The following is a 24615-nucleotide window of genomic DNA, read 5'->3' as shown; positions in this document are numbered from 1 at the left end:
CGACTCCCCGCAAGCCCCGGGACGCTAGCGCGCACCCGGCTCCTGCGCCATATGTCGGCCCATGAGCACGCCCCTCTTCCCGACCGCCCCCGACAAGCACGCCCTGGAGCACGGAGCCGAGCTTTCGCCGCGCTTCAACGCCGACGGCCTGGTCGTGGCGGTGGCGCAGCACGCCGACACCGGCGAGATCCTGATGCTGGCCTGGATGAACGACGAGGCGCTGAAGCTCACCGTCGACACGAACATCGCCCACTACTTCAGCCGTTCGCGCAACGAACTCTGGAAGAAGGGCGAGACCAGCGGCCAGTTGCAGGACGTCGTCGAGTTGCGCGTCGACTGCGACCAGGACGCCGTGCTGCTGAAGGTGCGTCCGCGCGGCGACGGCGGCGCCTGCCACGTCGGCTTCCGCTCGTGCTTCTACCGGGTCCTGGAGGACGGCAAGCTGATCGAGCGGGACGCGCCCTTGCATGACCACGACTGAGGCCCTCGTCGCCTTTGCCCTGGCGGCGGGCCTGCTGACCCTGACGCCGGGACTGGACACCGCGCTCGTCATCCGCACGGCCGCCGCCGAGGGGCCCCGTCGCGCGGCCGGGGCGGCGATCGGGATCGGGATCGGCTGCCTGATCTGGGGCGCGGCGGCGTCCTTCGGCGTCGGCGCGCTGCTGACCGCTTCGGAGATGGCCTTCACGATCCTCAAGTGGACCGGCGCGCTCTTCCTGGCGTGGACCGGGATCAAGATGATCCTGAAACCGCGGGATCGGTTCGAGCCCGGTGAAATGAGACCGGTGGACGCCGGCCCCATCGCCGCCTTGCGTCGGGGCCTGCTGACCAATCTGCTCAATCCCAAGGTCGGGGTCTTCTACGTCTCGTTCCTGCCCCAGTTCATGCCGGCCGGCGTCGATCCGGCCCGCTTTGGCCTGCTGCTGACGTTGATCCACGTCGTTGAAGGCCTGCTGTGGTTCGCGGCCCTGATCGCCGCGACGGTGCCAATCGCCGGCCTGCTGCGCGTCCCGGTCGTGGTCCGGTGGCTAGACCGGGTGACCGGCTGCGTGTTCGTGGCGTTCGGCCTGAAGCTGGCGCTGGAGCGGCGGTGAGGAACATTCTCTCCTCCCCATTAGGCGGAGGTGGATCGCCGCGAATACGCGGCGAGACGGAGGGGGTCCGCGTAGCGGCGGTGAGGTCGCCATCGCACAGGGCCCCTCCACCGGCGTTCGCCGGTCCCCCTCCCCCAATGGGGGAGGAAGGACAAGAAGCCCTACCCCTCCTTCAGCGCTTCGACGCCGCCGTCCGCCGCCGGGGTCACCACGAAGCGCTTCAGCACGCTCGTCTCGTACTTCGGGTCCAGGATCGTCGAGACCGTCACCAACTCGCCGGTCGCCTTGCCGCGCTCCAGGGTCAGCAAGACGAAGCCCTTGGCGCTGCCGTGGCTGTAGCGGACTTCCTTGTTGCGTTGGACAAAGGCCTCGCCGATCGGCGCGCCGGGCAGGATGTCGCCATAGCCGGGAGAGGTGATCGAGGTCGCGCCGAACTCGGCGGCGACGCGCTTGTCGCCCGCGTCGTTCCACAGCTCGTTGACCCAGAACATGTGGCTGTCGCCGGCCAGAACGATCGGCTGCGCCTTGGCGGCGGTGAAGATGTCGTAGACTCGCTGGCGATCGGCCGGATAGCCGTCCCACGCGTCCAGGTTCGACGGGATGTCGTAAGCCGACATGCTCACCGAGCGGGCGACCGGCTCCTTGGCGTAGTCGGGCAGTTGGGCGAACAGGGCGGCGAACTTCTCGTCGCCCATCGTGGTCTTCAGGTTGGGCGTTGCGACGCGGGCCATGACGACCTGATTGCCCAGCACCTGCCAGGCCGTGCCCGCCTTGACCGAGGCCTGGACCTGACCGGCCAACCACCGCTCCTGATCCACGCCCATCATGCGGCGCGACGGATCCTTCCACTTGGCCACGAAGGCCGCGACGTCGGGCTTGCCGTCGACGATCGGCATGTCGGTCCCGTAGTCCAGCGCCGCCGTCCGTCCCGTCAGGCGGGTCTCGGTCATCAGTAGCGTCGCCACGTCGCCGAACTGGAAGTCGCGCCAGGCGGCCTCGGGGAGGGTCCCGGCCGCAGCCTCGCGGATCGGCATCCACTCGTAATAGGCCTTGAGCGCCGCGGCCTTGCGCGTGGCCCAGTCCCCTTCGTTGGGTTGATGGTTCTCGGCCCCGCCGATCCAGCTGTCGTTGGCGGTCTCGTGGTCGTCCCAGACGACGATCCAGGGCGCGCGGGCGTGGGCCGCCTGCAGCATCGGGTCCGACTTGTACTGGGCGTGGCGCTGGCGGTAGTCGGCCAGGGTGACGATCTCGTGGGGCGGCAGCGGGCTGCGCGTCTTGGCCGTCGGCGAGTTCATGCCGTAGTCGCCGGGCGCGGCGCCGTACTCATAGATGTAGTCGCCCAGGTGCAGCACCGCGTCGACGCGGGCCAGCTTGGCGATCGCGTCGTAGGCGTTGAAGTAGCCGTTCGGATAGAGGCTGCACGAGGTCACCGCCAGGACGACGTCCTTGGTCGCGCCGGCCGGCAAGGTCCGCGTGCGACCGATCACGGCCTCGCCCACCGCCTCGCCCGCGCGGCTGGCGCGGAAGCGGTAGTGATACTCCGTTCCAGGCTTCAGGCCCGTGACATCGACCTTGACCGTATGGTCGCGTCCGGCGTCGGTGGTGGCGTGGCCCTGGCGGACGATGGTCTTGAAGTCCGGATCGATCGCCACGTCCCAGCGCACGCCCACCGGCAGCTTGGCGTCCGGCGCGGTCACGCGGGTCCAGAGGATCACGCGGTCCTGCAGCGGATCGCCCGAGGCGACGCCGTGCTCGAAGCGCACGGGACCGTCGTGCAGGCCCTTTACGGTCGCGGCGGCGGCCTCGCCGGCGGCGGCGCCCGACAGGCCCAGAAGGCCCAGAACCTTACGGCGGTCTATCGTCATGATGCGCTCTCCCCGGGTAAGCTTGTCAGCCAGGCCGCGGCGCAGGCCCGGCCAGAGCGACACCGTCTAATGCCGGAATGTGACACCTACGCCCATGAAGCGTGGCTTCCCAGCGATGAAGGTCGGAATGCCGAAGCTGTCGCCGACATTGCCCGCGTCCTTCAGGTAGCGGACGTCGCCGAGGTTCTCGACAAAGGCCTCGACCTTCCAGCGCTCGTCGACGGCGCCAAAGCCCACACGCACGTTCAGCAGACCGTAGGCGTTCTGGAACTCGTCGACCTTGGTGTCGGGGAACAGCGCCGAGCTCGACAGATCGCCCCGATCATTGTCGTCGTCGAAGAACATCTTCGAGCGCCAGGTGTAGGTCGGCGTGAAGGTCAGCTTGCCGCCCAGGGCCTCACGGCTGAAGGCGGCGCCGACCGAATAGGTCTGGTCGGGCGACAGCCGGAAACGGTTGCCCTTGCGCGCTCCGCTTTCCAGCCTGGCATGGTTGTAGGCGTAGGTGGTGAACAGGGTCCAGTAGTCGCCGGCCTGCAGACGGGCCTCGCCCTCGAACCCGTACGCCTTGGCCTTGCCGGCGTTCAGGGTCACGATCTGGGCGCCCTGGCGGAAGCTGGTGGCGAAGTTGTCGTAGTCGTAGCGGAACACCGCGCCGGACAGATACAGCCGGCCGTCGATCAGCTTGCCCTTGGCGCCGGCCTCGTAGCTGTCGACGGTCTCGGCGGCCACGACGTCGAACTTCGCGGCGGCCATCGGCGTCGTCGGCGCGTTGGCCGAGATGACGTCCGGGCGGCGCCCCCGGGCGTGGGAGACATAGAGGCTGGCGTTGTCGGACGGCGCGTAACGTCCCACGAGGCGCCAGGTCAAGCCGCTGTTGTCGATCGACTTGGCGAAGGTGTCGCCGTTGTTCGTCGTTGGCTGGGTGACCAGGCCCGTCATCGGCAGCAGCGGGTTGTTCACCGCATTCGGTTGGGCGGCTAGGAACAGGTTGGTCGGCGTCGGCGCGGTCAGCAGGATCCCGACAATCGAGCGACCGTTCAGCACCGTCGAGCGATAGGCCGCCCAGCGATCCTCGCGGGTGTAACGGACGCCGCCCGTGATCTCGAACCGGTCGGTCAGCTGGACCGTGCCGTCGGCGTACAGGTCATAGGCGGTGTTCTCGCCGTAGTTGGCGAACTCCTCGCGGTGGACCGCCTTCAGGTTCGCGGCGACGCCCTGCGCGATCGAGGCCGGCGCGCCGAAGCCCAGCTGCAGCACCTGAGCCAGGAAGGCCGGACTGGTCAGATAGGCCAGCGGCTGCGGGTTCGGCCGGCTCATGGCGCCCGTTAGCAGGACCAACGCCAGGCGTTCGTCGAACTGACCCGGGATGCGCCATGAGCCGGTCTCGTGGAAGTAGTTGGCGCCGACAAAACCGGTGAAGCGCCCGCCGTCGTCATAGCGCAGGCGCAGCTCCTGGCTCTGCTGACGGCCCTGCGCATCCTCGGCGAAGGAGAGCATCGGCAGCGAGGTCCCGTCCGCGTCGAAGACCTCGACCGAATGGAAAGCGCGACTGGCGGTGATCGACGACAGGGTCAGGGTGTCGCTGATCTTGTATTCGGCCAGGACCGTCAGGCCATAGACCTTGCGGTCCAGGCCCAGGGGCGCGCCGCCCTCGAAGCCCGCGCCCGGCGACAAGGTCGCCGCGGAGGCGACGCCGGTGTCGCCCAGCACTTGGCCGGTGACCGGATTGGTCGGGTTGAAGGCGTGGCTCTTGAACGAAGTGCCTGTGGTCGAGTCTTCCTGATAGTTGCCGATCAGGTCCAGCTTCAGCGCGCCCGGCTCCAGGTGATAGGCCATTCGGACGGCCTTGGTGTTGGTCGAGTTGTAGGCGTCGCCCCCGGCCGCGTCCTTGACGTAGCCGTCGTTCTTCCGCGCGCGGGCGGCGATGCGCAGCGCGCTCCCGTCGCCGAACGCGACATTGACCATGCCCTCGCCGACGAAATAGCCGCGCGTGCCGCCCTCGGTCCTCAGCAGCCAGTCGTTCCTGCCGGGATTGGCCTTGTTCTGCACCAGGTTCACCGCGCCGATCAGGGCGCCGCGCCCGAACAGCGTCGACTGCGGTCCCTTGGCGATCTCGATCCGCTCCATGTCGAACAGCTCGACATAGGATCCGCGCGAGCGCGAGATCGGCACGCCGTCCTGATAGATCGACACCCGCGTCTCGTCGGTGGCCGAACCGGAGTCGGAGGTGACGCCACGCATCACGAAGCCGGAATTGTTGTTCGACTGGTTCTGGACCAGGAAGCCGGGCGTGAACGCCGACAGCTCGTCGAACGCCTTGACGCCGATGGCCTCCAGGAACTTGCCCGAATAGGCCGTCACCGCCATCGGCACCTCGACCGGATCCTGGGCGCGCTTCTGGGCCGTGATCACCACCTCGCCCAAGCGCGTGTCCTCGTCGGCGGCGACCGCGGTCAGCGGCGCCTCGGCGGCGGCGGAGGGTGCGGCGACGACCAGAGCCAGGACGCTGGCGGTCAACAGCGTGGTGGTGCGGAATGCGCGCATCGACTATCCCCCAGATGCGAAATTCGATCTTGCCGGCGGGCGTAGCCCTCGCCGTAGGTGCGATGGAGTTATGAAGGAGCGATGAAACCCCGGTGACGCATGCGGAAGAGAGGCTGGACGACGAGGTCCTCGACGATGCGGGGTCCGACGAGGCCGGCGAGGCTCTGACGGCCGTCCTGCCCGCGGAGCTCGCCGGCCAGCGGCTGGACAAGGCGCTGGCGCCGCTGTTCCCGGACCTGTCGCGCGCGCGCCTGCAGGCGCTGATCGCCGAAGGCCGGCTCTCGGCCGAGGGCCAGCCGGTCACCGACGCCTCGCGCAAGGCCAAGGCCGGGACCTACGTCCTGCTCGTGCCGCCGCCGATCCCCGCTGATCCGGAGCCGGAAGCCATTCCGTTGACTGTTCTCTATGAGGACGCGCACCTGATCGTGGTCGACAAGCCGGCCGGCATGGCCGCGCACCCCGCGCCCGGCAGCCTGACCGGCACGCTGGTCAACGCCCTGCTGCATCATTGCGGCGACAGCCTCTCGGGCGTCGGCGGCGTCGCGCGCCCCGGCATCGTCCACCGCCTGGACAAGGACACCTCGGGCGTCATGGTGGCGGCCAAGAGCGACGCGGCGCACAAAGGCCTCTCGGCCCTGTTCGCCACCCACGACATTGACCGTCTCTATATCGCCCTGACCCGCGGCGCACCCTCGCCGCCCGCCGGCACGATCACGACCCAGCTGGGCCGCTCGCCCGGCGATCGCAAGAAGATGGCGGTGCTGCGCTCGGGCGGGCGCGAGGCGGTCACCCACTATCGCGTCGAAGCCGCCTTCGGCCCGCAGGAAAAGCCTCTGGCGGCGCGCGTCGCCTGCCGGCTCGAGACCGGCCGCACCCATCAGATCCGCGTCCACATGGCCAGCAAGGGCAGCCCTTGCCTGGGCGATCCCGTCTACGGGACGGGGCAACCGGCCGCGGCGGTGCGCGAGGCGATCCAGGCCGCGGGCCTGAAGCGTCAGGCGCTGCATGCGGCGGTCCTGGGATTCGTCCATCCGATCACCGGCGAGGCCCTGCGCTTCGAAACTCCGCTTCCCGAGGACATGGCGGCGCTCCAGAAAAGTCTCGAAGCGCTCTGACGCCCTTTCGGCGGTCGCGCGAGGCAAGCTTGCGTCGACGCAACAAAAACGCCCTAATTGCGCTGGCTTGGCGAACCAGTGTGGTAGCGCGTCATTCTGGAGCTTCGCCATGCGGCGTTTTGTCGTGGTCCTCGCCATCAGCCTTTCCGCCGCCGCGCCCGCCTTCGCGACGCCGAACGGCGACGACGAGGTGATCGCCACCGCCCAGGCCAAGCCCACCCCCGAGGCCCTGAAAGCCGCCGCGCAGGCGACGCCGGTCGCCGCGCCCGCCGCGTCCAAGCCACTGACGACGCAGGAGCAGATCGCCGCGTTCCTCGCCGAGACCCCCACGCCCCGTTATGACGATGGCCCACGCGGCCTCTTGCCCGCCGATCGGGACGAGGACGGCAAGCGCAAGGTCCATGGTTCGATGGGCGTTTCGGTCGGCACCGGCGGCTACCGCAGCGTCTATGCCTCCGGGCTGTTCCCGGTCGGCGAGAACACGACGGTCGGCGTCGCGGTCTCCAAGACCGATTTCGGCAAACACGGCGGATTCTACGCCGATCCTTATTATGGCGGCGGCTATGGTTACGGCGGGTATGGCTATGGGCGTGCGCGCGGCGGCTCGCAACAGTCGGTCGCCCTGTCGATCATGACGGGGAATTCGGGCAGGGGCGACAACACGCCCGAAGGCTGCGCGCCCGGCTTCCGCGCCGGCGGCCGCTATGTCGAGCCGCTCTGGGTCGAAGGCATGCGGGACGGCGCCCACCCCTGCGACGCGTCGTCGCGCTAAGACCCATTTCGGGTCTTCGAGGCTTCACAAACAGTATTTAGCCGTCTTTGAAAGCGTCTCCGTCGTCTCGGATACGTTTTTTCAAGGGTTGCCGTTCGCTGATGTTTAACGGCTTGGCGGTCAAGGTGGCCGCCTCGGGGCTAGGGCTTACGGAATGCAGCCGGAAATCATCGCTTATCACCATCCCGCGACCGGGACGGTGACCTACCTCATCATCGACCCCGCGACATTCCTCTGCGCCATCGTCGATCCCGTCCTGGATTTCGATCCCGAAACCGAAGCCGTCGAGACGGGCTTCGTCGACAAGATCATCGCCGACATCCGGGCGCGTGACCTCGGCCCGACCTGGGTTCTCGAAACGGGCGTGCATACCGGCCACCTGTCGGCGGCCGGCCATGTGAAGTACGAAACCGGCGCCTCGATCTGCATCGGCGCGCGCGTGGTCGAAAGCCTGAAGCGGCTGGTCCCGGCGCTTGGCGAAGACGGCGTCGATCTCGAGGGCTGGGATTTCGACAAGCTGGCCAAACACGGCGAGTCGCTGCCGATGGGCGGCCTGAAGATCACGGCCCTGGCGCTCGAAAGCCGCCTGCCAGGCGCGGTGGCCTACCGCGTCGCCAACGCCATCTTCACCGGCGACGTGCTGCTTTCCCCGGCCGAGGGCTCGGGCCGTTGCGACGTGCCAGGCGCCGACGCCGGCAAGACCTTCGACGACGTTCGCAAGATCCTCAGCCTGCCGCCCCAGACCCGCGTGATGCCGGGCGTCTGCGCGGCCCCGCCCTGCGAGGCGACGATCGCCGAGCACAAGGCCTCCAACATTCAGCTGAACGACACGGTCGACCGGCTGAACTTCATCGCGATGCGCACGACCGCCGACGCCCTGTTGCCGGAATCGACCGTCGCGGGCGCGGCCTTGCGGGTCGCGGTCCGGGCCGGACGCCTGCCGCCAGATCTCGGCGCGGGCGGACGCTTCGCCCCGGTCGACCTCGCCAAGCTCTAGACGTTAGTTTTCTTTCGCAATTGACTTGCGCCCCGGCGCGGCCGCATAGGGTTTCAAGACCTTTTGCGGAGCTTGTTCATGGCCGAGGATTTCAGCGCCGCCCTGACCGCCGCCCAGGCGGGCAGCCTGCCGGATCTTTTGGGCCTGCAATGGCTCGAAGCGACGCACGGCCATGTGAAGGGACGCTTCGACGTCGACAAGCGCCATATGGCCCCCAATGGATTCCTTCACGCCGCCAGCGTCATCGCCCTGGCCGACTCGGCCTGCGGCTACGGCTGCATGACATCCCTGCCCGAGGGCGGGACAAGCTTCACGACGATCGAGCTCAAGTCGAACTTCCTGGGCACGGCCCGCGAAGGCGGCGTGGCGGTCGAGGCCAAGCTCGTCCACGGCGGCCGCAACACTCAGGTCTGGGATGCGGTCGTGACCCACGAAACCACGGGCAAGACCATCGCCCTTTTCCGCTGCACCCAGATGATTTTGCGGCCGAAAGTGTAAGGCGAAAAAAGCCGGGAAGAGGGGGTTGCGTCCCGGCGGCGACGCCGCTAGTTATCGCGCCCTCGACCTCGGGCGGCCCCTAAAGCCCCCGGAATTACACCTGTGGAGAGGTGGCAGAGTGGTCGAATGTACCGCACTCGAAATGCGGCGTGCCTGGAAGGGCACCGTGGGTTCGAATCCCACCCTCTCCGCCACCCCCTCCTTCGCCAGCTTCCGCAGACGCCCGCCGAAGCGCGAAAATCTCAATAAACTAAAGCCAGACGCCGCCGATAAGCCCGGAGAGCGCCGGGTTGCCCTTCCCTAGCCGGCCGAGCACGCGAGGCGTGGCTCCAAGCCGCCGAACGCGGCGACCTGGCCGGATGACCGGCGTCCTGTAACGCGGACAGCCCTGACCAGTCGTAGCGCCCGTGGTCGGCGCGCAGGGCTATGCGGGCTCAGCCAAGACGACCACGTCCTGGCGACAGCCGCCAACCCGCGCGCACTAGGGCCGCGCGTGCGTCACTTGGAGTACGGCGCCGAACTCTCGACCGGCGCGCGGCGCCTATGGTTCAGATGATTTTCCATTGCCCGCCCGAACCCAGTCTGATAGCCAACGCCCCTCTTCGCCAACGCTCTGCGTTGACCCGGATGGCCCGGTGGCGGAGTGGTGACGCAGCGGACTGCAAATCCGTGCACGCCGGTTCGATTCCGGCCCGGGCCTCCACCACTTTTCAAGCACTTAGCAACCACACCTACCCGGCATGCCGGCAGATCAGTTTGCGAAATTCATTCTAGTTTTGCTTGCGACACACCTCGCCTCTTATCTGCAACGGCGGCGACCAATTTCCCCACAGCCTCCTGCCAGACATATCTATTGACTAGAGTAAGGATTCTTCTTGCAGCCCTCCCCTAGCATCTGACGGATCCGCTCGACCATCCCCACCACAAGCGCGCCCGCTCACGAAGAATAAGAAGCTGCTCTCGCATCAATATCCTAAACGTCCGCGAGCCTGGCAGAAGACCTTCGCCCAGTGATTTGGCCGAATACGACCGTGGTCGTGCTCTCGGAGCTTGGCCGCACCTTCAAGCAGAAAGGCGGAGGGCACCGACCATGACACGAGAGCGTCTACTGGGCGCTCGGCGAGGCTGTGAAGGGGGTGCCTTGCTGGAGTGCAGGCCGCCATCCGGCCTGAGCCGCTCAACGGCGGAATGGATCGGAAGGTTCTTACTGACTAGAGGTCTTTAATCACCAAGCTCGTTGTGTGCCTCTACGCCGTGGCACGCCATCCCCGAACGCGATATTCCCTGGACGCCCCTCTCTGACCTTCGTTTGATTTAGCGGCACGCCATATCGAAGCATTAATATTAATAACGACGGGTGCCTAGCATCCACAATAGAGGTCAGAGTACACCGCGCTTCGCGCGCTATCAGATTCCACCGCAGCATCCCCCGAAAATATAATCCTGTAATGTAGCGTGAATAAGATCACAGACGGCTTATGGTTAGCGGCGCCTATCTGACGCCCAAACTGAATTTTTTGACGCGCCAAGGCTATTACGAGGGTCGCGTCGATCAGCAGCTTACGCTATGACGCGGCTACGCAAGCGGAATAGCTGCGTTCTCGAAGGTGGGGATCTAATGACGGTTAAAAGCAATGGTAAGGTTGCGCTCATCACGGGCGTGACCGGGCAAGATGGCGCGTACCTGTCGGAGCTGCTGCTCTCGAAGGGCTATACGGTACACGGCCTGAAGCGACGCTCGTCGTCGTTCAACACCGGCCGGATCGAGCACCTCTATCAGGACCCGCATGAAGCCGATCAGCGCTTCATCCTGCATTACGGCGACATGACCGACAGCACGAACCTGATCCGGATCGTGCAGCAGACCCAGCCGGACGAGATCTACAACCTGGCGGCCCAAAGCCACGTCCAGGTCAGCTTCGAGACTCCGGAATACACTAGCAACGCCGACGGCACTGGCACCCTGCGCCTGCTGGAAGCCATCCGCATCCTGGGCCTGGAAAAGAAGACCAAGTTCTACCAGGCCTCGACCTCGGAGCTGTACGGCCTGGTCCAGGAAGTGCCGCAGAGCGAAAAGACCCCGTTCTATCCGCGCAGCCCCTACGCCGCCGCCAAGCTCTACAGCTATTGGATCGTGGTGAACTACCGCGAGGCGTATGGCATCCACGCCAGCAACGGCATCCTGTTCAACCACGAAAGCCCGCTGCGGGGCGAGACCTTCGTCACCCGCAAGATCACCCGCGCCGTCGCGGCCATCAAGCAGGGCTTCCAGGACAAGCTCTATCTCGGCAACCTCGACGCCAAGCGCGACTGGGGTCACGCCCGCGAATACGTCCGCGGCATGTGGCTGATGCTGCAGCAGGAGACGGCCGACGACTACGTCCTGGCCACCGGCGAAACCACCCTGGTCCGCGACTTCGTGACCAAGGCCTTCTCGGAAGTCGGCATCACGATCAACTGGTCGGGTACGGGCGTCGATGAAAAGGGCACGTGCGCCGAGACCGGCAAGGTGCTGGTCGAGGTCGACCCGCGCTACTTCCGCCCGACCGAGGTCGAGCTGCTGATCGGCGATCCGACCAAGGCCAAGACCAAGCTTGGCTGGGTCCACGAAACCAAGTGGGAGCAGCTCTGCGCCGAAATGGTCGCGGCCGACATGATCAATGTCGCGCGGGAGAAGCGTCGCAATGCCGAATGACGTGATTTTCCCCCTTGAGGGCAAGCGCGTCTGGGTGGCTGGCCATCGCGGGATGGTCGGTTCGGCCATCGTGCGCCGGCTCGCATCCGAAGGCTGCGAGATCCTGACCGCCGGCCGCGATGTCCTCGATCTCGAGCGCCAGAGCGCCGTCGAGGCCTGGATCGCCAAGGAAAAGCCGGACGCCATTTTCATGGCCGCGGCCAAGGTCGGCGGCATTCTGGCCAACGACACCTATCCGGCCGACTTCCTCTACAACAACCTGGTCATCGAGACGAACATCGTCGACGCGGCCTGGCGCAACGGCGTCGGCAAGGTGCTGTTCCTGGGTTCGTCGTGCATCTATCCTAAGTTCGCGCCGCAGCCGATCACGGAAGACGCCCTGCTCACCGGCCCGCTGGAGCCGACCAACGAATGGTACGCGATCGCCAAGATCGCCGGCATCAAGCTGGCCCAGGCCTATCGCAAGCAGCACGGCTGCGACTTTATCAGCGCCATGCCGACGAACCTCTATGGCTTAGGTGACAACTATGACCTGAACAGCAGTCACGTGATGCCCGCGCTTATCCGCAAGGCACATGAAGCGAAGCTGGCAGGCGCCGACAGCATCACGATCTGGGGGACGGGGACACCGCGACGCGAATTCCTGAATGCCGATGACTGCGCCGACGCCTGCGTCTTTCTGATGAAGACCTATTCGGACTTCGAACACGTCAATGTGGGATCTGGCGAAGATATCACAATCTTGGAACTGGCCGAACTGGTTTGCGAAGTTGTGGGCTTCACAGGCCAAATCGCCAAGGACACGTCAAAGCCAGACGGCACCCCTCGCAAGCTGATGAGCGCAGACAAGCTTCGTGGCATGGGATGGCAGCCGTCCATCGCCCTAGAGGACGGCGTGAAAAGCGCCTATCAAGCTTTCCTCTCTGCCAATCCAGGATCTTAGAACGCCCTAAAATATTGGGCGGCGATAGATCCCATGGTGCTCCTCGAGAGGTGAATGGCCATTCACCTGAAAGCGGCTGATAAATTCAATGATTGATGCGTCGCGGAACATCTCCACCGGCGCATCACCAAACCTCCACCAGGCGATCCTGGTTAGCTCGCTTACGACATCCTCATCAAATCTGGGGCGCAGTGGCCGGGCGGGTACACCAGCAACAATTGTGTAAGGCGGCACGTCGTGGGTCACGATCGAGCCCGCGCCAATGATGGCTCCGTCGCCCACTTCGACGCCCGCTACGACGACGACGTTGTCGCCAATCCATACATCATTGCCAATCTTCGTCTGGACGTCGGACTCAAATCCGGACGGGGCCCCGAATGGACTGGTTGTCAGACCCACAATGTGATGCTTGGCGGCCCCTAAGGTGCACCGACGGCCAATCGAGCAATATCGACCGACCGACACGTTGCGGAATAAACTGAAGTTCGCGTAGCTACGATAACCAATCCGAACCGGACCGATGAATTCACATCGATCCAATTGAACATTTTCCTCAACATAGACGCCGCGGATGGCACGCTTAAATCCAAACAAATATATCAAACGCCTCAACATGGCGACACCTTCGCTGAATATATAATCAATTTCACACGACGGAGATCTTCTTTCGCCCAGACACCATCTGGCGACCAGTCGATATCATAGACTTCAGGAAGTGTCTCCCCCCCCTGGAAACGCAATAAGCAGAGAGACCCAATGCATAGGATAGGGGCACGCATATTAATAGAGTGATGTACATTGGCCCCCAAGACGAAACGATCCTTGACAATAGGATCGTCACCAGCGCACACGCCATCGGCTCTACTTGCACCGCATAGAGATCTAGGGCCCTAACACCGGTCCCCTTCACACACCAGGCAAATAGCAAAGGCATACGAACAAGCGCCGTCCAGAACAGGGCAGCAGCGACACCCACAGCCCCCCACTGGATTCCCACGGCGAAGCCAGCAAGTGTGACCACGGCGGAGAATACACCCCAATGGAACATTGCATTCGTGCGCCCGCTGCTGAGAAAGAGCCAACCGGTCGCATTGGCCAGAGGTTGTATAAGACCCGTGAGACTTAGCCAAAAGAATATGGGGCTAGCGGCTGCCCACCGATCGCCTAGCAGGAAAGGGATGAGGCGGTCACTTAGGGCGACCGCCACCGCTAGGCCTGGCGTCAATATTAGGAGCATGGCCCGGGTGGCCGTTAGAAATGCCCGCCGATATCTGGCTTGATCCCCCTGCAGGCGACTTAGAACTGGCATCACTACGCGGGCCAAGGGCGCGTTGATTGTCTGCATCGGCGCCATCATCAGCTTGTATGATTGATCATAAAGGCCGACGGCCGTCGCACCTGAGAAGCGAGCCACAAGGACGTTATCCAGATTCCGCACCAAGAAATTGAGCAGGTTGAAACCTGTAACCCCCCCTCCAAATTTCACGAAATCACGCGCGCCACTGAACGCCACGCCAGCAGGCCGCCACTTCTCAAACCTCCAGAGTAGGGCCGCCTGCACCAACACGCCCGCCAAGGTGCCGCCCCATATCGCCCAGTAGGTCTTCAGCGTGAGCGCCACCGATACCGAAACTAGAAAGTTGGCCGCCGCACTGGATAGATCCACAAAGGCCAGTTGCCGGAAACGCAGTTCTCTCGCCAGGAGCGCCGAATGCTGCAACGCCGTGCCAGAAATCAGCACATTTAGCGCGGACGCAGCAACAATCCAGCCCACCCGAACATCTGAATAGAAAAGACCCACAAAGGGAGATGCAATTATTAGGATTACCATAATAGCGGTGGACGTCAGGATATTTATCCAGAAGAGACTATTTAAGACGACCATCCTTACGCTATTAGCCTGAATAACAGCTTGCGATAAACCGAGGTCCTGAAAAAGTATGATAAATGCAGTAACAGGGGCGGCCATGGCAACGACCCCAAAATCTCCGGGAGATAAGACGCGCGCGATTATAAGACTCGACACCAACATCGAGAATGCTTTGAAAATTTGAGCCCCGCCAATCCAAAACACACTTTTGGTGGCTCTTGCGCCCAACTGTCCCTCAGCAGGCTGAGCCTCATCGCCTCTGACAACCATTCGAAAGAAGGACCTTCTCATTCAAAAGCTCCGACGCCCTTTGCGAAAAGGAGGCCTAGCGTGTACAGTTAATCGAGACTTATATCATTATCGCGAGAGCGAGTAGAGATGACGGCGAAGAAGTGGATTAAAAGAATCGCTCCATGGTCCGTTTCGGCAAAGAGATCTGTTAATCAAGGCATTGCGTCGTGGCGCGCAAATCGCGCCCTCAACGCTTTAAACGCCTTTATGCCACCATCTTCGCAATCCGATCATGGACTGTCGGCCCCACTAGTTGTATCGCTGACTTCATATCCACCGCGCTACCCCGTTCTCGCATGCACCATCAAAAGCCTTCTGCTGCAAAACGTAAAAGCCGACAAAGTCGTGCTTTGGCTTGCGGAGAATGACCAGCACTCTCTGCCTGACGATGTCCTGGAACTGGTGAATTTTGGCCTACAGATACGGATCTGCAAGAACCTGCGATCCTACAAGAAAATTATCCCGTCTTTAAGCGAGTACTCAGATTCATACATCGTCACAGCTGATGATGACGCTTACTATCCGCCGAACTGGCTCAAAACGATCGTCGATCAAGCACGCCTGACCCCAAGGGCAATTGTGGGCACACGGGGCCATATCGCCAAATTTGCACCGGACGGTCACGCGAAGCCTTATGCTGAATGGACGTTCGACACCCGGCGCCGGTCAGACGTGGATAGCCACAACCGGCTGTTTCTGACAGGGATAGGAGGAATAATTTACCCTCCCGCCGCCCTACCGAAAGAGACCTTAAATGAAGCGGCATTTCAGCGACTTTGCCCGATGGCTGACGATATTTGGCTGTTCGCCATGTCCGAACTCGCCGGAATACAGCGCATTCGCACGCCCGCCCGGTTTGACTTTGTAAACTGGCCTCGATCTCAGGAGTGCGGCCTAGTCCATGAAAACGTGGTAGCCGCAGGCAATGACAGCCAATTCAGCGCGCTCGAAGCCGCCTATCCAGCACTTTCGCCCAGAAACCGTTCATTCCGAGCGTAATAATGCCCCCAAGGAAAAGGCTCGACAGCCTCTCGTTATACACACTGTATTATATGGCAGTGGTGATAATATCCACCGTTCTCGTAGTGTATGTGGCGAGGATTCAAGGCTTCGCCCGCATTCCATATATCAACGGAATGATATACGCATCTCTGGGCTTAGGAGCCCTATTTTACCTTTTCACCAGGAAACGCGTAATTAATGCCCCGCGCGGCGCTCTAATAACGGCCCTTGCAGCACTCCCCGTGCTTTGCTCCACCATTATCGGCATATTCAATCAAAACTCAATTATATATATAATTTCCTGGACAATATACACATACGTCGGAGCCCTGCTTTTCTTTACATCTTACACGGATCGCAGTTCTGACGAAGATTCGCGCTCTATTCTCACGTCACCATGGCTTTACATATTTGCCTGCACCCTATCCATCGTTTCAAGCATATCGCCCGAGCCCTTACTACCCTATCCCCTAATGGCGGCCATTTTCATTTTTGGCGCATCGCAGAACGGTAGCAACACGAATCGTTTGGCCAGCCTATTGGGGTTGGTGTTCCTGCACCTCGACTTGACGAGTTTCACGCCGAAACTGGCAATGTCTAGAGCGTCACTACTTTCTCTTGTCGCAGCTATAGGCGTTGTGCTTCTATATCGGCGTCGTTATGGAATCTTGCTCGGGCTTATTACCTGCATCTTTCTGGCCTATGTCGCAGCTGTAACTGTGGATGCATCCGCCTTAAAGCCACTCCCAAGAAACCTGCGCGAAGGCGCGATGCTCCTACGCGGCGCTAGACTTGAAGACAATATCGCTACTTTTCAGCGCTTCTATGAAGTCGAAATGGTGAAGCGCGACTTCGAAGGCGCGACTGTTGCAGAAGTCGTATTCGGGAAAGGCCTGGGCCGGACGATTGACATGTCAGGCTCTCTAGACGCCTCCGTTGGCAACAACGCACTGCAAGGCATGAGGTCCGTCAACAATATTCACTTTCTACCCGTCGCCGTATTTCACAAGTACGGGCTTGCAGGTATATTTGTCATCATATTCATGATCCTTTACCCGGCCAAATCCTTCATCAAGGATGCACTAAGCGGAAGAATTGATGACAGCGCGCTATATCTATATATATACATATTCACAGCGATAGTTTTTAGCGCGTCAGCATCAAATTACTTTATCGCAAATCCCTATCTGCCACTGGCTATTGGCGCGCTGGCTGCCGCGAGAAGAAAGCTGATTTCCGCGAACGGTTATCGCCTAACCCGTGCTCACCCCTCCTCTAGAAAGGCCCCGCTCCATGCCTAATCGCGCCTCAACCGCGAAGCTCGCTGGAGCTTGGGAACAAGACTACAGCCAGTCCATGATCAAGGCGGCTTCACAGATAGGTCCGACCGACAATTCGAACACGCATTGGAAAGGTGTGTCGTGAGGCTTCTTCACGTCATTCCGTCGTCCAGCCCCGCCTACGGCGGGCCGATCGAGGGCCTCATCCGGCAGAATGAGACCACTTTGGGCATGGTAGAGCGCGAGCTCGTAACCCTTGATCGTCCTGAAGATCCATGGGTTGGGGGCTGCCCGATGACAGTTCACCCTATGGGCAAGCGACGCCCGACCAAAGGTTGGCCGGCGCACTACGGCTATACGCCCGACCTTATTCCTTGGCTTCGCGAGAATCTCACGCGCTACGACGCCGCGGTTGTCCATGGACTCTGGAATTATGCGAGCTTTGCCGCCTCCCGTGTCCTTCCCCACTCGTCGCTTCCCTACTTCGTGTTCTCGCACGGCATGCTGGATCCTTGGTTCAAGGCTCGCTACCCGCTCAAGCATCTCGCCAAGCAGGCCTTCTGGACAGTGGCGGACGGCCCTCTGCTCTCTGGCGCCCAGGCTGTGTTCTTCACCACCGAAGAAGAAAAGCTGCTCGCGCACAACCAATTCTTTGGCCATCGCTATAGACCCAAGGTCGTGGGCTATGGCACCGCTCGCACGCCCATAGCGACGCCTCTACAGAAGCAGGCTTTTGAAGCGCTGACCCCCGGGCTGGCCGGACAACGGTACTTGCTGTTCCTTAGCCGCATCCACCCCAAGAAGGGATGTGACCTCCTCATTCGCGCCTTCGCCGAGACGGCGCATCTGGACCCAACCCTTCATCTGGTCATCGCCGGCCCTGACGAGATCGGCATCGTCAACGACTTGAAGGCTCAGGCCGCGGCGGCCGGCATCGCTGATCGAATCCACTGGCCAGGCCTGCTGAAGGGCGACGCCAAGTGGGGAGCCTTCCATCATTGCGAAGCGTTCGTTCTGCCTTCGCACCAGGAGAACTTTGGCATTGCCGTCGCTGAGGCGTTAGCCTGCGGCCGCCCTGTGCTAATTACAGACAAGGTGAATATCTGGCGTGAGGTTAGCAACGCCAATGCAGGCCTCGTCGAGACAGATGATCAAGCTGGGACGACAAGGCTGCTTCAGCGATGGGCTGAGCTGACGCCTGAAGAGAAGAACGTCATGGCATCCTCCTCAAGTAGGCTTTTTTTCGAGAAGTTCGACGTAAGCCGAACAGGTCCCGCGCTGATCGAACTAATCCGCGAGCAAGTTGTCGCGCTGCAAGTAGTCTAGGTCAGCGAATAAGCCGCACAGAAAGGTGAGGCCCTCACGCTTTCAATATCGACCGACCTGAACGCCATTTGATGGCGAGAGTTGCCGGGTTTCGCCCAGAAAGATCCAAGATTCGTCCGGATTATCTCGTGTAGCCTGGTGGATCCGTGCCAAGTATTTAGCTACTGTTCCAAAATCCCAAGATCGGACCGTCTTGGAGACACTGGAGTGGCGGGGGATCCAGTGTGGACGTAGTAGGGGCGCGTGGATTTGGTAACCACCGAACGCGCGCCCACGACAGAGCCCCGTGCAATCGTCACGCCTGGATGCACGAAAACATCGGCGGCGACCCACGCCTCATCTTCAACCGTGATGGACTGAGCGAAGATGTCAAAACCTACCGCACGGATATCGTGACTGCCGGTGCACAGATAGCTGTTTTGGGAAACGACCGCGTCCTGGCCAATCACAATTTCCCCCAGGCTATAGAGTTCCGCCCGATCACCCACCCAACTGCGGTCGCCGATCGTAACCTTCCAGGGATAGGTGATCCTGGCGCTGGGTCGGATCAGCACGTTCTTGCCGATCCGAGCGCCAAAACAGCGCAGAAGCCATCGTCGCCATCCGTATAAGAATTGGGGCGACGCCGCGAAAGCCGTGGCTTGTACTAGCCACCATAGCTGCACCGTGATCGCCGATCGCCCCCTGAAACCCGCAGGCAACTCGAACCGAGATAAATCTTGAACGCGCGACACAGCAGCCTCCAAAGTTCCTAAAGACAATATTCGCCAGCTACGTGGAGCCAGATGGATTTCAAGGCGCCCACGTTTTTGGCCTTGACCAAGAACTGCATCTTTCCGCCGGCCACCCTCAGACTCGGCTCCAAGACCTCTAGGTCCCCGCTCGTCTTCTTCAACACCCGCTCGACGGTCACAGTCCTACCGTCATAAAAAACGTCCGCCGACCAGTACATACTCCCCTGGCCGAGCGCGCGGACTTTCACACGGGCGTTCATCAAAGCTGGCGCGGCAAAGAGATCAATCCACATACCGCTGGGGCCGCTGGCCTCCCTAGGAATAGGGCCAAGAGCCGGGCAACTGAACTCTGATACGCAGGCGACGCTGCGGCGGGGTTCAATAGAAGGCTGGATGATCTTAAGCGGTGCGCTGTCTAGTTGGTGGAAGGCGCCAGCCTCCGCCCCACCTCCCCTGCCACCCTCCTCCCGCAAGAAGACCTTGGCCCCCTCAGAGTAAACGACTGAAGAGAGCGCTTTGCCCATGGAAGACAAGTGAAGAACGTTGGTTGCGCCGTCCACCGAGACATAGCCGACAGAGAATAACTCAGGGCCATTTAGATACAGCCCTGTTTCATAGCCCTTGAAGTACGCGGCGACGATGGGTGAACGCCCCTGAGCGCCCTGTGCGTCATAAGCATTATAAAAGCCGCTGCTTCCCGCGAAGCCGACCCTTTCTGCTCGCGCGGCAGCGAAAGCAGAAAAGACAATTGGTGTCCCTTCGCCCCAGTTTTTCCCCGACCGATAGTGACGGATACCCTCTGTCCCCGTCTCGTTCAGGACGAAGGCGCCGAGGACACCCAACGAGGACCCATCCTCTACATGGACACCCTCGTTGGACGAGCCAATAGACACAAAACCGCCAGCTACGAAGGATGAGCAGTGAGCCAGCCCTAGGGAGAACCCCGATGTCTTACGGTCGGCTGGCCTTGCTTGAAGGTGCCCGCCCCAAATGACGGTATTGATCTGGGCGGCGTAAGGCGCGTTCAGTTCGATCGCGTCAGAGCCTGCGGAGATCGAGAAGTCCATGAGGCGCATGTTGCTCGCCCCGCTCACGCCGGAGGGCACATTCGTCAAGAAGCCGTAGCCAGCGCTGTCGATGGCGAGGTCCCGGAAACTCCAATTCCGAAGACCGCCGACCGCCAGGTTCACGCCGTGCAGCGTCCTTACGCCTACGCCACCCAGTACCACAGAGCGCACATGGACGTTCGATAGCCCGCCGACGGTGGAAGCTGCCCCGATAAGCTGCGGCGCCAGTGTATCTCCCGCGATGCGTACATCGTCCACGCGGGCTCCGTCGCCCGCGATGACAAGCGGTACGCTGCCGTTTGGCATGTTGATGAGCTGTCCGGCGCGAACCATCTGACGCTTGCCGACGACAGTAGGCTTAGAAGACACTGCGGTCGCAGCACCGCTCCCCGGTTCAGAGTCCTGCGCACCGAGCATGGCGAGCGTCACTCTTTTTTCGTTCAACTCCCACCAGGCTCCATCTGCGGAACGGGACCGAAAATGCGTCTCCCCGACATTGCTGGAGCGCCGGTATACCGCCGCTCCGACACCCGCCACCTGGAAGCCGCTTGTTTCGATCAGTTGCTTTCCCGGCGGTACGCTCGTGTCCCGCAGGTCGGTAAACAGACCGACAGCGTGAGGTGATGCGGGACTGGCCACGGCCCAACCCGTTCCCAGCGCCGCGGCGCCGAACGCGCTCGTCTTCAGGAAGGATCTGCGGTCTGGCGCATCGGAGGAGCAAGAGAACATGGCTTGTCTCACGAGAAGGCGGCGATCTCTTGGCGACTCGAACTAGATGGAACTGTGGGGATCAGATACGGAACGCCAAGCTCGGATTTTTAGTGTTGAGCGCGCGCTTAAATCATAAGGCTCTATGAGGTAGCCAACTCGTCGGCTCTCCGACGTCAATGAGCCTCATTGACTTCGGTCCATGTCATCACATCGATCCTAACTCGCAAATAGGGCCGAGAGCCGATCTTCAAATCCACTGATGATGGCGCTCTTGCGCCATCGCTCCTCAGCGCATCGGCGGGCGGTGGAGCCGAGACGGGCCCTAAGTGCAGCGTCCCGGCTTAGGGTCAGAAGCCCTTCGGCCATGGCTCCGACTGTCGCCTCGACAGCGACACCGCAACCTTCAATCTCGCTGGCCAAGCCCGAGCCCTGTTGAGCCATGGCCACCACGGGGCGCCCAGAAGCGAGCATGCCTGTAAGCTTGGACGGCAACACTAGGTCTGCGGCCTCGGGTCTCTGGGGCAACAAATGAATGTCGGCGGTGTTCAGCAGCTCATTTAGTCGCTCGACCGGCTGCAGGGGCAGGAACCGAACATTGCCGAGACCCTCACAGGATACCTCCAGTGGCGCGCGGGCAGGCCCGTCGCCACAGAGGAGGAATGTGATAGGCGCGTTGCTCGCCTCCATGCGGCGGGCGACCTCGGCCAACATCTCTATGCCCTGCTTTGCCGCCATGTTGCCAGAATAGAGCGCCACGAGATGGTCGCTCGGAATACCGACCTCTTTGCGATAGGTTCCATATCCCGCCGGCATAGCTTGGATAGCATCCACATCAACCCAGTTGCGGAGCTCGAATATCCTATCGGGTTCAACGCCCTTCCGCGTTAGCAACGCCGTCATCGCGGGCGAGATGCTCGAGACCTGATCAAACTGCCGCAGAAGGGCTCGCTCAACGCCAAGCGCCAAGCTTCGCGCACCGCGATTGTGGAGCAGGCCAAGATCAAACGCGGCGTCCACCTCGAAATCCTGGATGTGAAGCCAGCTTCTTGCCTTGATCGCCCTCGCGGCGGCAAGCGCCGCGGTTGCCGACGTGAGCGTGGGCGCGACCGCGAAAACTATGTTGGGCCGGAAGCGACGAGCCGCCGCGACAGACACCGGAAGAGAAGCCGCGCCAAAAGACAAGAGGTGCAACACCCGCTTCAACCCCGTGGGTTTTGGCGGCACGTAAAGCGGCGTGCGATGCAGTTTTACGCCGTTCAGAGTCTCGGTGGTCCATCTCGCGCCCGAATACTCCTCCTGGATTGCCCACTGAGGATAATAGGGCGGCGCACAAACCACCTCGACTTCATGCCCTCGCCGGACGAGATCTTCTGCCAATTCTGTGGTGTATTTAGCGCAGCCCACCTGTTCCGGCGCGTAGTTCAGGGCGACGATCAGGACGCGTTGCGCTGGGTTCGGATCCCGCTCGGCGTTCATGCCGAGCGGGTAGGCGACTTTCCTAGAGCCTGGGCTGCTCCCGCCCTTGCCGAACATCAGCCGCGTCCGATGGAGGCGTAGGTGAAGCCGTGACGCTCCATCTCGGCCGCCTTGTAGACGTTGCGCAGGTCGACCACGACCGGCGCCTTCAGAAGCAGCTTGACGCGGTCGAGGTCGAGGGCCCGGAACTGGTCCCATTCGGTGAGGATGACCAGGGCGTCGGCGCCCTCGGCGGCCTCGTAGGCGCCGGCCTTGAACTCCACGCCCTCCAGCATGTGGGCGGCTTCCTTGGCGCCCTCCGGATCGAAGGCCTGGACCTTGGCGCCCATGGCCTGCAGGGCCGGCAGGATGTCGAGGCTGGGCGCATCGCGCATGTCGTCGGTGTTGGGCTTGAAGGTCACGCCCAGGACGCCGATCGTCTTGCCGGCCAGGTTGGTCGTGCCGATGGCGGCGGCGACCTTGTCGGCCATGGCCTTCTTGCGGGCGGTGTTGACCTCGACGGTGGTCTCGATCAGCCGGGTCGGCGCGCCGTACTGCTGGGCGGTCTTGACCAGTGCGATGGTGTCCTTGGGGAAGCAGCTGCCGCCATAGCCCGGGCCGGCGTTCAGGAACTTGCCGCCGATCCGCTTGTCCAGGCCAATGCCTTTGGCCACCGACTGGACGTCGGCCCCGACTTTCTCGCAGAGGTCGGCCATCTCGTTGATGAAGGTGATCTTCATCGCCAGGAAGGCGTTGGCCGCGTACTTGATCAGCTCGCTGGTGCGGCGGCCGGTGAAGACGATCGGCGTCTCGTTGAGGCTCAGCGGCCGGTAGAGGTCGCGCATCACCGCCTGGGCCCGCTCGTCGTCCGTGCCGACCACCACGCGGTCGGGGCGCTTGAAGTCCTCGATCGCCGCGCCTTCACGCAGGAACTCGGGGTTGGAGACCACGGCGAACTGGGCGTCGGGGCGGACCTTCTTGATGATTGCCTCGACTTCGTCGCCGGTGCCCACCGGCACGGTCGACTTGGTGACTACCACGGTGTAGCCGTCGATCAGGCCGGCGATCTCTTCAGCGGCGGCGTAGACGTAAGACAGGTCGGCGTGGCCATCGCCGCGACGGGTCGGCGTGCCGACGGCGATGAACACCGCGTCGGCCTCCTTGATCGCCTGGGCGCCGTCCAGGGTGAAGAACAGGCGACCTTCGCGCACGTTGCGCGCCACCAGGTCATCAAGCCCAGGCTCGAAGATCGGGATCTCGCCCCGCTCCAGCCGCTCGATCTTGCTCGGATCCTTGTCGATGCACGTCACCACGTGACCGAAGTCGGCGAAACACGCCCCAGACACCAGGCCAACATAACCCGTGCCAATCATCGCTACGCGCATATATCCCCCACACACTCACCCGCCCAATGGATGCGGGACAAAAAGTTCATAGACATTGGACACCAGCCCGCTCGCACGAAACTTTTCGGGCGACCTAGCAGTTTCGGGTGACACTTCGACGTTTGGAAAGTCACAGAGACGCACGCCGAGTAGGGAGCGCGTCTTTCACGCCCTAATATGCGTTCTCAGCCATCAGGAGGTGCGGGACCGTCATCAAGAGGATCTTGATGTCGCCGCTCAGCGTCCAGCGTTCGATATATTCGTTATCGGCGTCGATCCGGGCCGCCATGGCCTCAACCTCGTTGGTGCCGCCACGCAACCCCTTGATCTGCGCCAGACCCGTCAGGCCAGGACGCGCCCGGAACCGCAAGTGATAGTTGGCGATCTGGGCGCCGTAATGCTCGTCGTGCGCGAGAGCGTGAGGACGCGGCCCCACGATCGACATGTCGCCGCGCAAGACGTTCAGCAGTTGCGGCAACTCGTCGATGCTGGTCTTGCGGATAATCCGGCCGACCGTGGTGATGCGGTCATCGTCGCGCTTAGCTTGAACGACCTTGGAGCCGTTCTCCTGGCAACGCATCGAGCGGAACTTGAAGATCGTGAAGGCTTGGCCGTTCAAGCCGCCGCGGGCCTGACGGAAGAGCACCGGTCCCGACGACTCCAGCTTGATCAGCACGGCGACGAGCGCAAGCAGAGGCGCGAAAAAGAGCAAGGCGCCCCCCGCCACCAGAATGTCCATCGCTCGCTTAAGCGGATCCTTCGCCACCGGCGACGCCTGAACGGCGCATGGTAGCTGTTCCGCTGTCGGATTAGATACGATCAGCACGTGGTCCCCACCAGTCTCTGTACCGGGTCTTTTGCCCGAAATTTAAGAAGCCTTTACTAAATCGGCGCTCATCGAACAACCGCTCGCAGGGGTTGTTAACCAACCTTTTTTCGCGGCAAGCCGTTTTGTGCGCTTTCGACGGACA

20 protein-coding genes and 2 tRNA genes are annotated in these 24615 nt (G+C 62.2%); 13 read left to right on the top strand and 9 right to left on the bottom strand.

What is annotated here, in order from left to right; translation table 11 throughout:
* The first annotated feature begins 61 nt into the window (after positions 1–61).
* The gene (hisI, locus tag CSEG_RS02600) at positions 62–481 is read left to right on the top strand and encodes a phosphoribosyl-AMP cyclohydrolase (RefSeq protein WP_013077705.1); all 420 of its coding nucleotides are present in this window, start codon (positions 62–64) and stop codon (positions 479–481) included.
* On the top strand, positions 468–1094 hold the full coding sequence (locus CSEG_RS02595) for a LysE family translocator (protein WP_013077704.1): 627 nt from the start codon (positions 468–470) through the stop codon (positions 1092–1094). Before hisI ends, CSEG_RS02595 begins: the two co-directional genes overlap by 14 nt.
* Before the next feature lie 161 nt (positions 1095–1255).
* Here the strand turns inward: CSEG_RS02595 and CSEG_RS02590 are convergent, their stop codons facing one another.
* Both CSEG_RS02590 and CSEG_RS02585 read right to left on the bottom strand, forming a co-directional pair.
* A complete protein-coding gene (locus CSEG_RS02590) occupies positions 1256–2959 on the bottom strand; it encodes an alkaline phosphatase D family protein (protein WP_013077703.1) in 1704 nt (567 codons plus the stop codon).
* 66 nt (positions 2960–3025) lie between these two features.
* Complete coding sequence (locus tag CSEG_RS02585) at positions 3026–5503, bottom strand: TonB-dependent receptor (protein ID WP_013077702.1); 2478 nt, start codon at positions 5501–5503, stop codon at positions 3026–3028.
* 92 nt (positions 5504–5595) lie between these two features.
* Here CSEG_RS02585 and CSEG_RS02580 point away from each other — a divergent pair, with 92 nt between their 5' ends.
* From CSEG_RS02580 to fcl, 8 genes are all read left to right on the top strand, one after another.
* A complete protein-coding gene (locus CSEG_RS02580) occupies positions 5596–6618 on the top strand; it encodes an RluA family pseudouridine synthase (protein ID WP_013077701.1) in 1023 nt (340 codons plus the stop codon).
* A gap of 109 nt (positions 6619–6727) precedes the next feature.
* Entirely contained in the window at positions 6728–7390 is a 663-nt protein-coding gene (locus tag CSEG_RS02575; RefSeq protein ID WP_013077700.1) for a hypothetical protein, read from the top strand.
* A gap of 154 nt (positions 7391–7544) precedes the next feature.
* Positions 7545–8387, top strand: coding sequence for an MBL fold metallo-hydrolase (locus CSEG_RS02570; protein ID WP_013077699.1), 843 nt, complete (start codon positions 7545–7547; stop codon positions 8385–8387).
* A gap of 78 nt (positions 8388–8465) precedes the next feature.
* Positions 8466–8885, top strand: coding sequence for a PaaI family thioesterase (locus CSEG_RS02565; RefSeq protein WP_013077698.1), 420 nt, complete (start codon positions 8466–8468; stop codon positions 8883–8885).
* Positions 8886–8989: 104 nt separating this feature from the next.
* Positions 8990–9079: transfer RNA gene (locus CSEG_RS02560), tRNA-Ser, on the top strand.
* A 435-nt stretch (positions 9080–9514) separates the two neighbouring features.
* Positions 9515–9588 (top strand) — tRNA-Cys (locus tag CSEG_RS02555).
* A 915-nt stretch (positions 9589–10503) separates the two neighbouring features.
* On the top strand, positions 10504–11580 hold the full coding sequence (gene gmd / locus CSEG_RS02550) for a GDP-mannose 4,6-dehydratase (RefSeq protein WP_013077697.1): 1077 nt from the start codon (positions 10504–10506) through the stop codon (positions 11578–11580).
* Positions 11546–12523: a GDP-L-fucose synthase gene (fcl, locus tag CSEG_RS02545; protein WP_083778344.1), complete on the top strand. Its 978-nt coding sequence runs from the start codon at positions 11546–11548 to the stop codon at positions 12521–12523. The genes gmd and fcl overlap by 35 nt, the downstream gene beginning before the upstream one ends.
* Before the next feature lie 6 nt (positions 12524–12529).
* Here fcl and CSEG_RS23515 read toward each other — a convergent pair whose 3' ends face one another.
* Both CSEG_RS23515 and CSEG_RS02540 read right to left on the bottom strand, forming a co-directional pair.
* The gene (locus tag CSEG_RS23515) at positions 12530–13138 is read right to left on the bottom strand and encodes a DapH/DapD/GlmU-related protein (RefSeq protein ID WP_013077695.1); all 609 of its coding nucleotides are present in this window, start codon (positions 13136–13138) and stop codon (positions 12530–12532) included.
* 31 nt (positions 13139–13169) lie between these two features.
* Positions 13170–14663: a lipopolysaccharide biosynthesis protein gene (locus CSEG_RS02540; RefSeq protein WP_227878914.1), complete on the bottom strand. Its 1494-nt coding sequence runs from the start codon at positions 14661–14663 to the stop codon at positions 13170–13172.
* Between the two features lie 108 nt (positions 14664–14771).
* On the opposite strand from CSEG_RS02540, the gene CSEG_RS22425 reads away from it, so the two are divergent.
* From CSEG_RS22425 to CSEG_RS02535, 3 genes are all read left to right on the top strand, one after another.
* Complete coding sequence (locus tag CSEG_RS22425) at positions 14772–15683, top strand: glycosyltransferase family 2 protein (RefSeq protein ID WP_013077693.1); 912 nt, start codon at positions 14772–14774, stop codon at positions 15681–15683.
* Positions 15684–15685: 2 nt separating this feature from the next.
* Positions 15686–16987: a hypothetical protein gene (locus CSEG_RS22420; protein WP_013077692.1), complete on the top strand. Its 1302-nt coding sequence runs from the start codon at positions 15686–15688 to the stop codon at positions 16985–16987.
* Positions 16988–17107: 120 nt separating this feature from the next.
* Positions 17108–18292 carry a glycosyltransferase gene (locus tag CSEG_RS02535; RefSeq protein WP_013077691.1) on the top strand — a complete coding sequence of 395 codons (1185 nt, stop codon included), beginning with the start codon at positions 17108–17110 and terminating at the stop codon, positions 18290–18292.
* A gap of 161 nt (positions 18293–18453) precedes the next feature.
* Here the strand turns inward: CSEG_RS02535 and CSEG_RS21820 are convergent, their stop codons facing one another.
* The 5 genes from CSEG_RS21820 to CSEG_RS02515 all read right to left on the bottom strand — a co-directional run bounded on the left by CSEG_RS21820 (position 18454) and on the right by CSEG_RS02515 (position 24470).
* Positions 18454–19026 carry a putative colanic acid biosynthesis acetyltransferase gene (locus CSEG_RS21820; protein WP_085953979.1) on the bottom strand — a complete coding sequence of 191 codons (573 nt, stop codon included), beginning with the start codon at positions 19024–19026 and terminating at the stop codon, positions 18454–18456.
* Between the two features lie 17 nt (positions 19027–19043).
* On the bottom strand, positions 19044–20822 hold the full coding sequence (locus CSEG_RS02530) for a twin-arginine translocation signal domain-containing protein (RefSeq protein WP_013077689.1): 1779 nt from the start codon (positions 20820–20822) through the stop codon (positions 19044–19046).
* A 198-nt stretch (positions 20823–21020) separates the two neighbouring features.
* Positions 21021–22337: a WcaI family glycosyltransferase gene (locus CSEG_RS02525; protein WP_013077688.1), complete on the bottom strand. Its 1317-nt coding sequence runs from the start codon at positions 22335–22337 to the stop codon at positions 21021–21023.
* The gene (locus tag CSEG_RS02520) at positions 22337–23644 is read right to left on the bottom strand and encodes a UDP-glucose dehydrogenase family protein (protein WP_013077687.1); all 1308 of its coding nucleotides are present in this window, start codon (positions 23642–23644) and stop codon (positions 22337–22339) included. Before CSEG_RS02520 ends, CSEG_RS02525 begins: the two co-directional genes overlap by 1 nt.
* Before the next feature lie 172 nt (positions 23645–23816).
* Positions 23817–24470, bottom strand: coding sequence for an exopolysaccharide biosynthesis polyprenyl glycosylphosphotransferase (locus CSEG_RS02515; RefSeq protein WP_013077686.1), 654 nt, complete (start codon positions 24468–24470; stop codon positions 23817–23819).
* Positions 24471–24615: the final 145 nt, after the last annotated feature.

This window comes from Caulobacter segnis ATCC 21756, from assembly GCF_000092285.1.
Taxonomy (GTDB): Bacteria; Pseudomonadota; Alphaproteobacteria; order Caulobacterales; family Caulobacteraceae; genus Caulobacter; species Caulobacter segnis.
This window is presented reverse-complemented; position numbering and strand designations above follow the sequence as displayed.

Bases quoted from the DNA above. Each gene is read 5' to 3' on its own strand.
- CSEG_RS02575 (WP_013077700.1), top strand. From the start codon at position 6,728: ATGCGGCGTTTTGTCGTGGTCCTCGCCATCAGCCTTTCCGCCGCCGCG.
- fcl (WP_083778344.1), top strand. From the start codon at position 11,546: ATGTCGCGCGGGAGAAGCGTCGCAATGCCGAATGACGTGATTTTCCCC.
- CSEG_RS02520 (WP_013077687.1), bottom strand. From the start codon at position 23,644: ATGCGCGTAGCGATGATTGGCACGGGTTATGTTGGCCTGGTGTCTGGG.
- CSEG_RS02540 (WP_227878914.1), bottom strand. From the start codon at position 14,663: ATGGTTGTCAGAGGCGATGAGGCTCAGCCTGCTGAGGGACAGTTGGGC.
- CSEG_RS02590 (WP_013077703.1), bottom strand. From the start codon at position 2,959: ATGACGATAGACCGCCGTAAGGTTCTGGGCCTTCTGGGCCTGTCGGGC.
- CSEG_RS02585 (WP_013077702.1), bottom strand. From the start codon at position 5,503: ATGCGCGCATTCCGCACCACCACGCTGTTGACCGCCAGCGTCCTGGCT.
- gmd (WP_013077697.1), top strand. From the start codon at position 10,504: ATGACGGTTAAAAGCAATGGTAAGGTTGCGCTCATCACGGGCGTGACC.
- CSEG_RS02595 (WP_013077704.1), top strand. From the start codon at position 468: ATGACCACGACTGAGGCCCTCGTCGCCTTTGCCCTGGCGGCGGGCCTG.
- CSEG_RS23515 (WP_013077695.1), bottom strand. From the start codon at position 13,138: ATGTTGAGGCGTTTGATATATTTGTTTGGATTTAAGCGTGCCATCCGC.
- hisI (WP_013077705.1), top strand. From the start codon at position 62: ATGAGCACGCCCCTCTTCCCGACCGCCCCCGACAAGCACGCCCTGGAG.
- CSEG_RS22420 (WP_013077692.1), top strand. From the start codon at position 15,686: ATGCCCCCAAGGAAAAGGCTCGACAGCCTCTCGTTATACACACTGTAT.
- CSEG_RS02525 (WP_013077688.1), bottom strand. From the start codon at position 22,337: ATGTTCGGCAAGGGCGGGAGCAGCCCAGGCTCTAGGAAAGTCGCCTAC.
- CSEG_RS22425 (WP_013077693.1), top strand. From the start codon at position 14,772: ATGACGGCGAAGAAGTGGATTAAAAGAATCGCTCCATGGTCCGTTTCG.
- CSEG_RS02565 (WP_013077698.1), top strand. From the start codon at position 8,466: ATGGCCGAGGATTTCAGCGCCGCCCTGACCGCCGCCCAGGCGGGCAGC.
- CSEG_RS02570 (WP_013077699.1), top strand. From the start codon at position 7,545: ATGCAGCCGGAAATCATCGCTTATCACCATCCCGCGACCGGGACGGTG.
- CSEG_RS02530 (WP_013077689.1), bottom strand. From the start codon at position 20,822: ATGTTCTCTTGCTCCTCCGATGCGCCAGACCGCAGATCCTTCCTGAAG.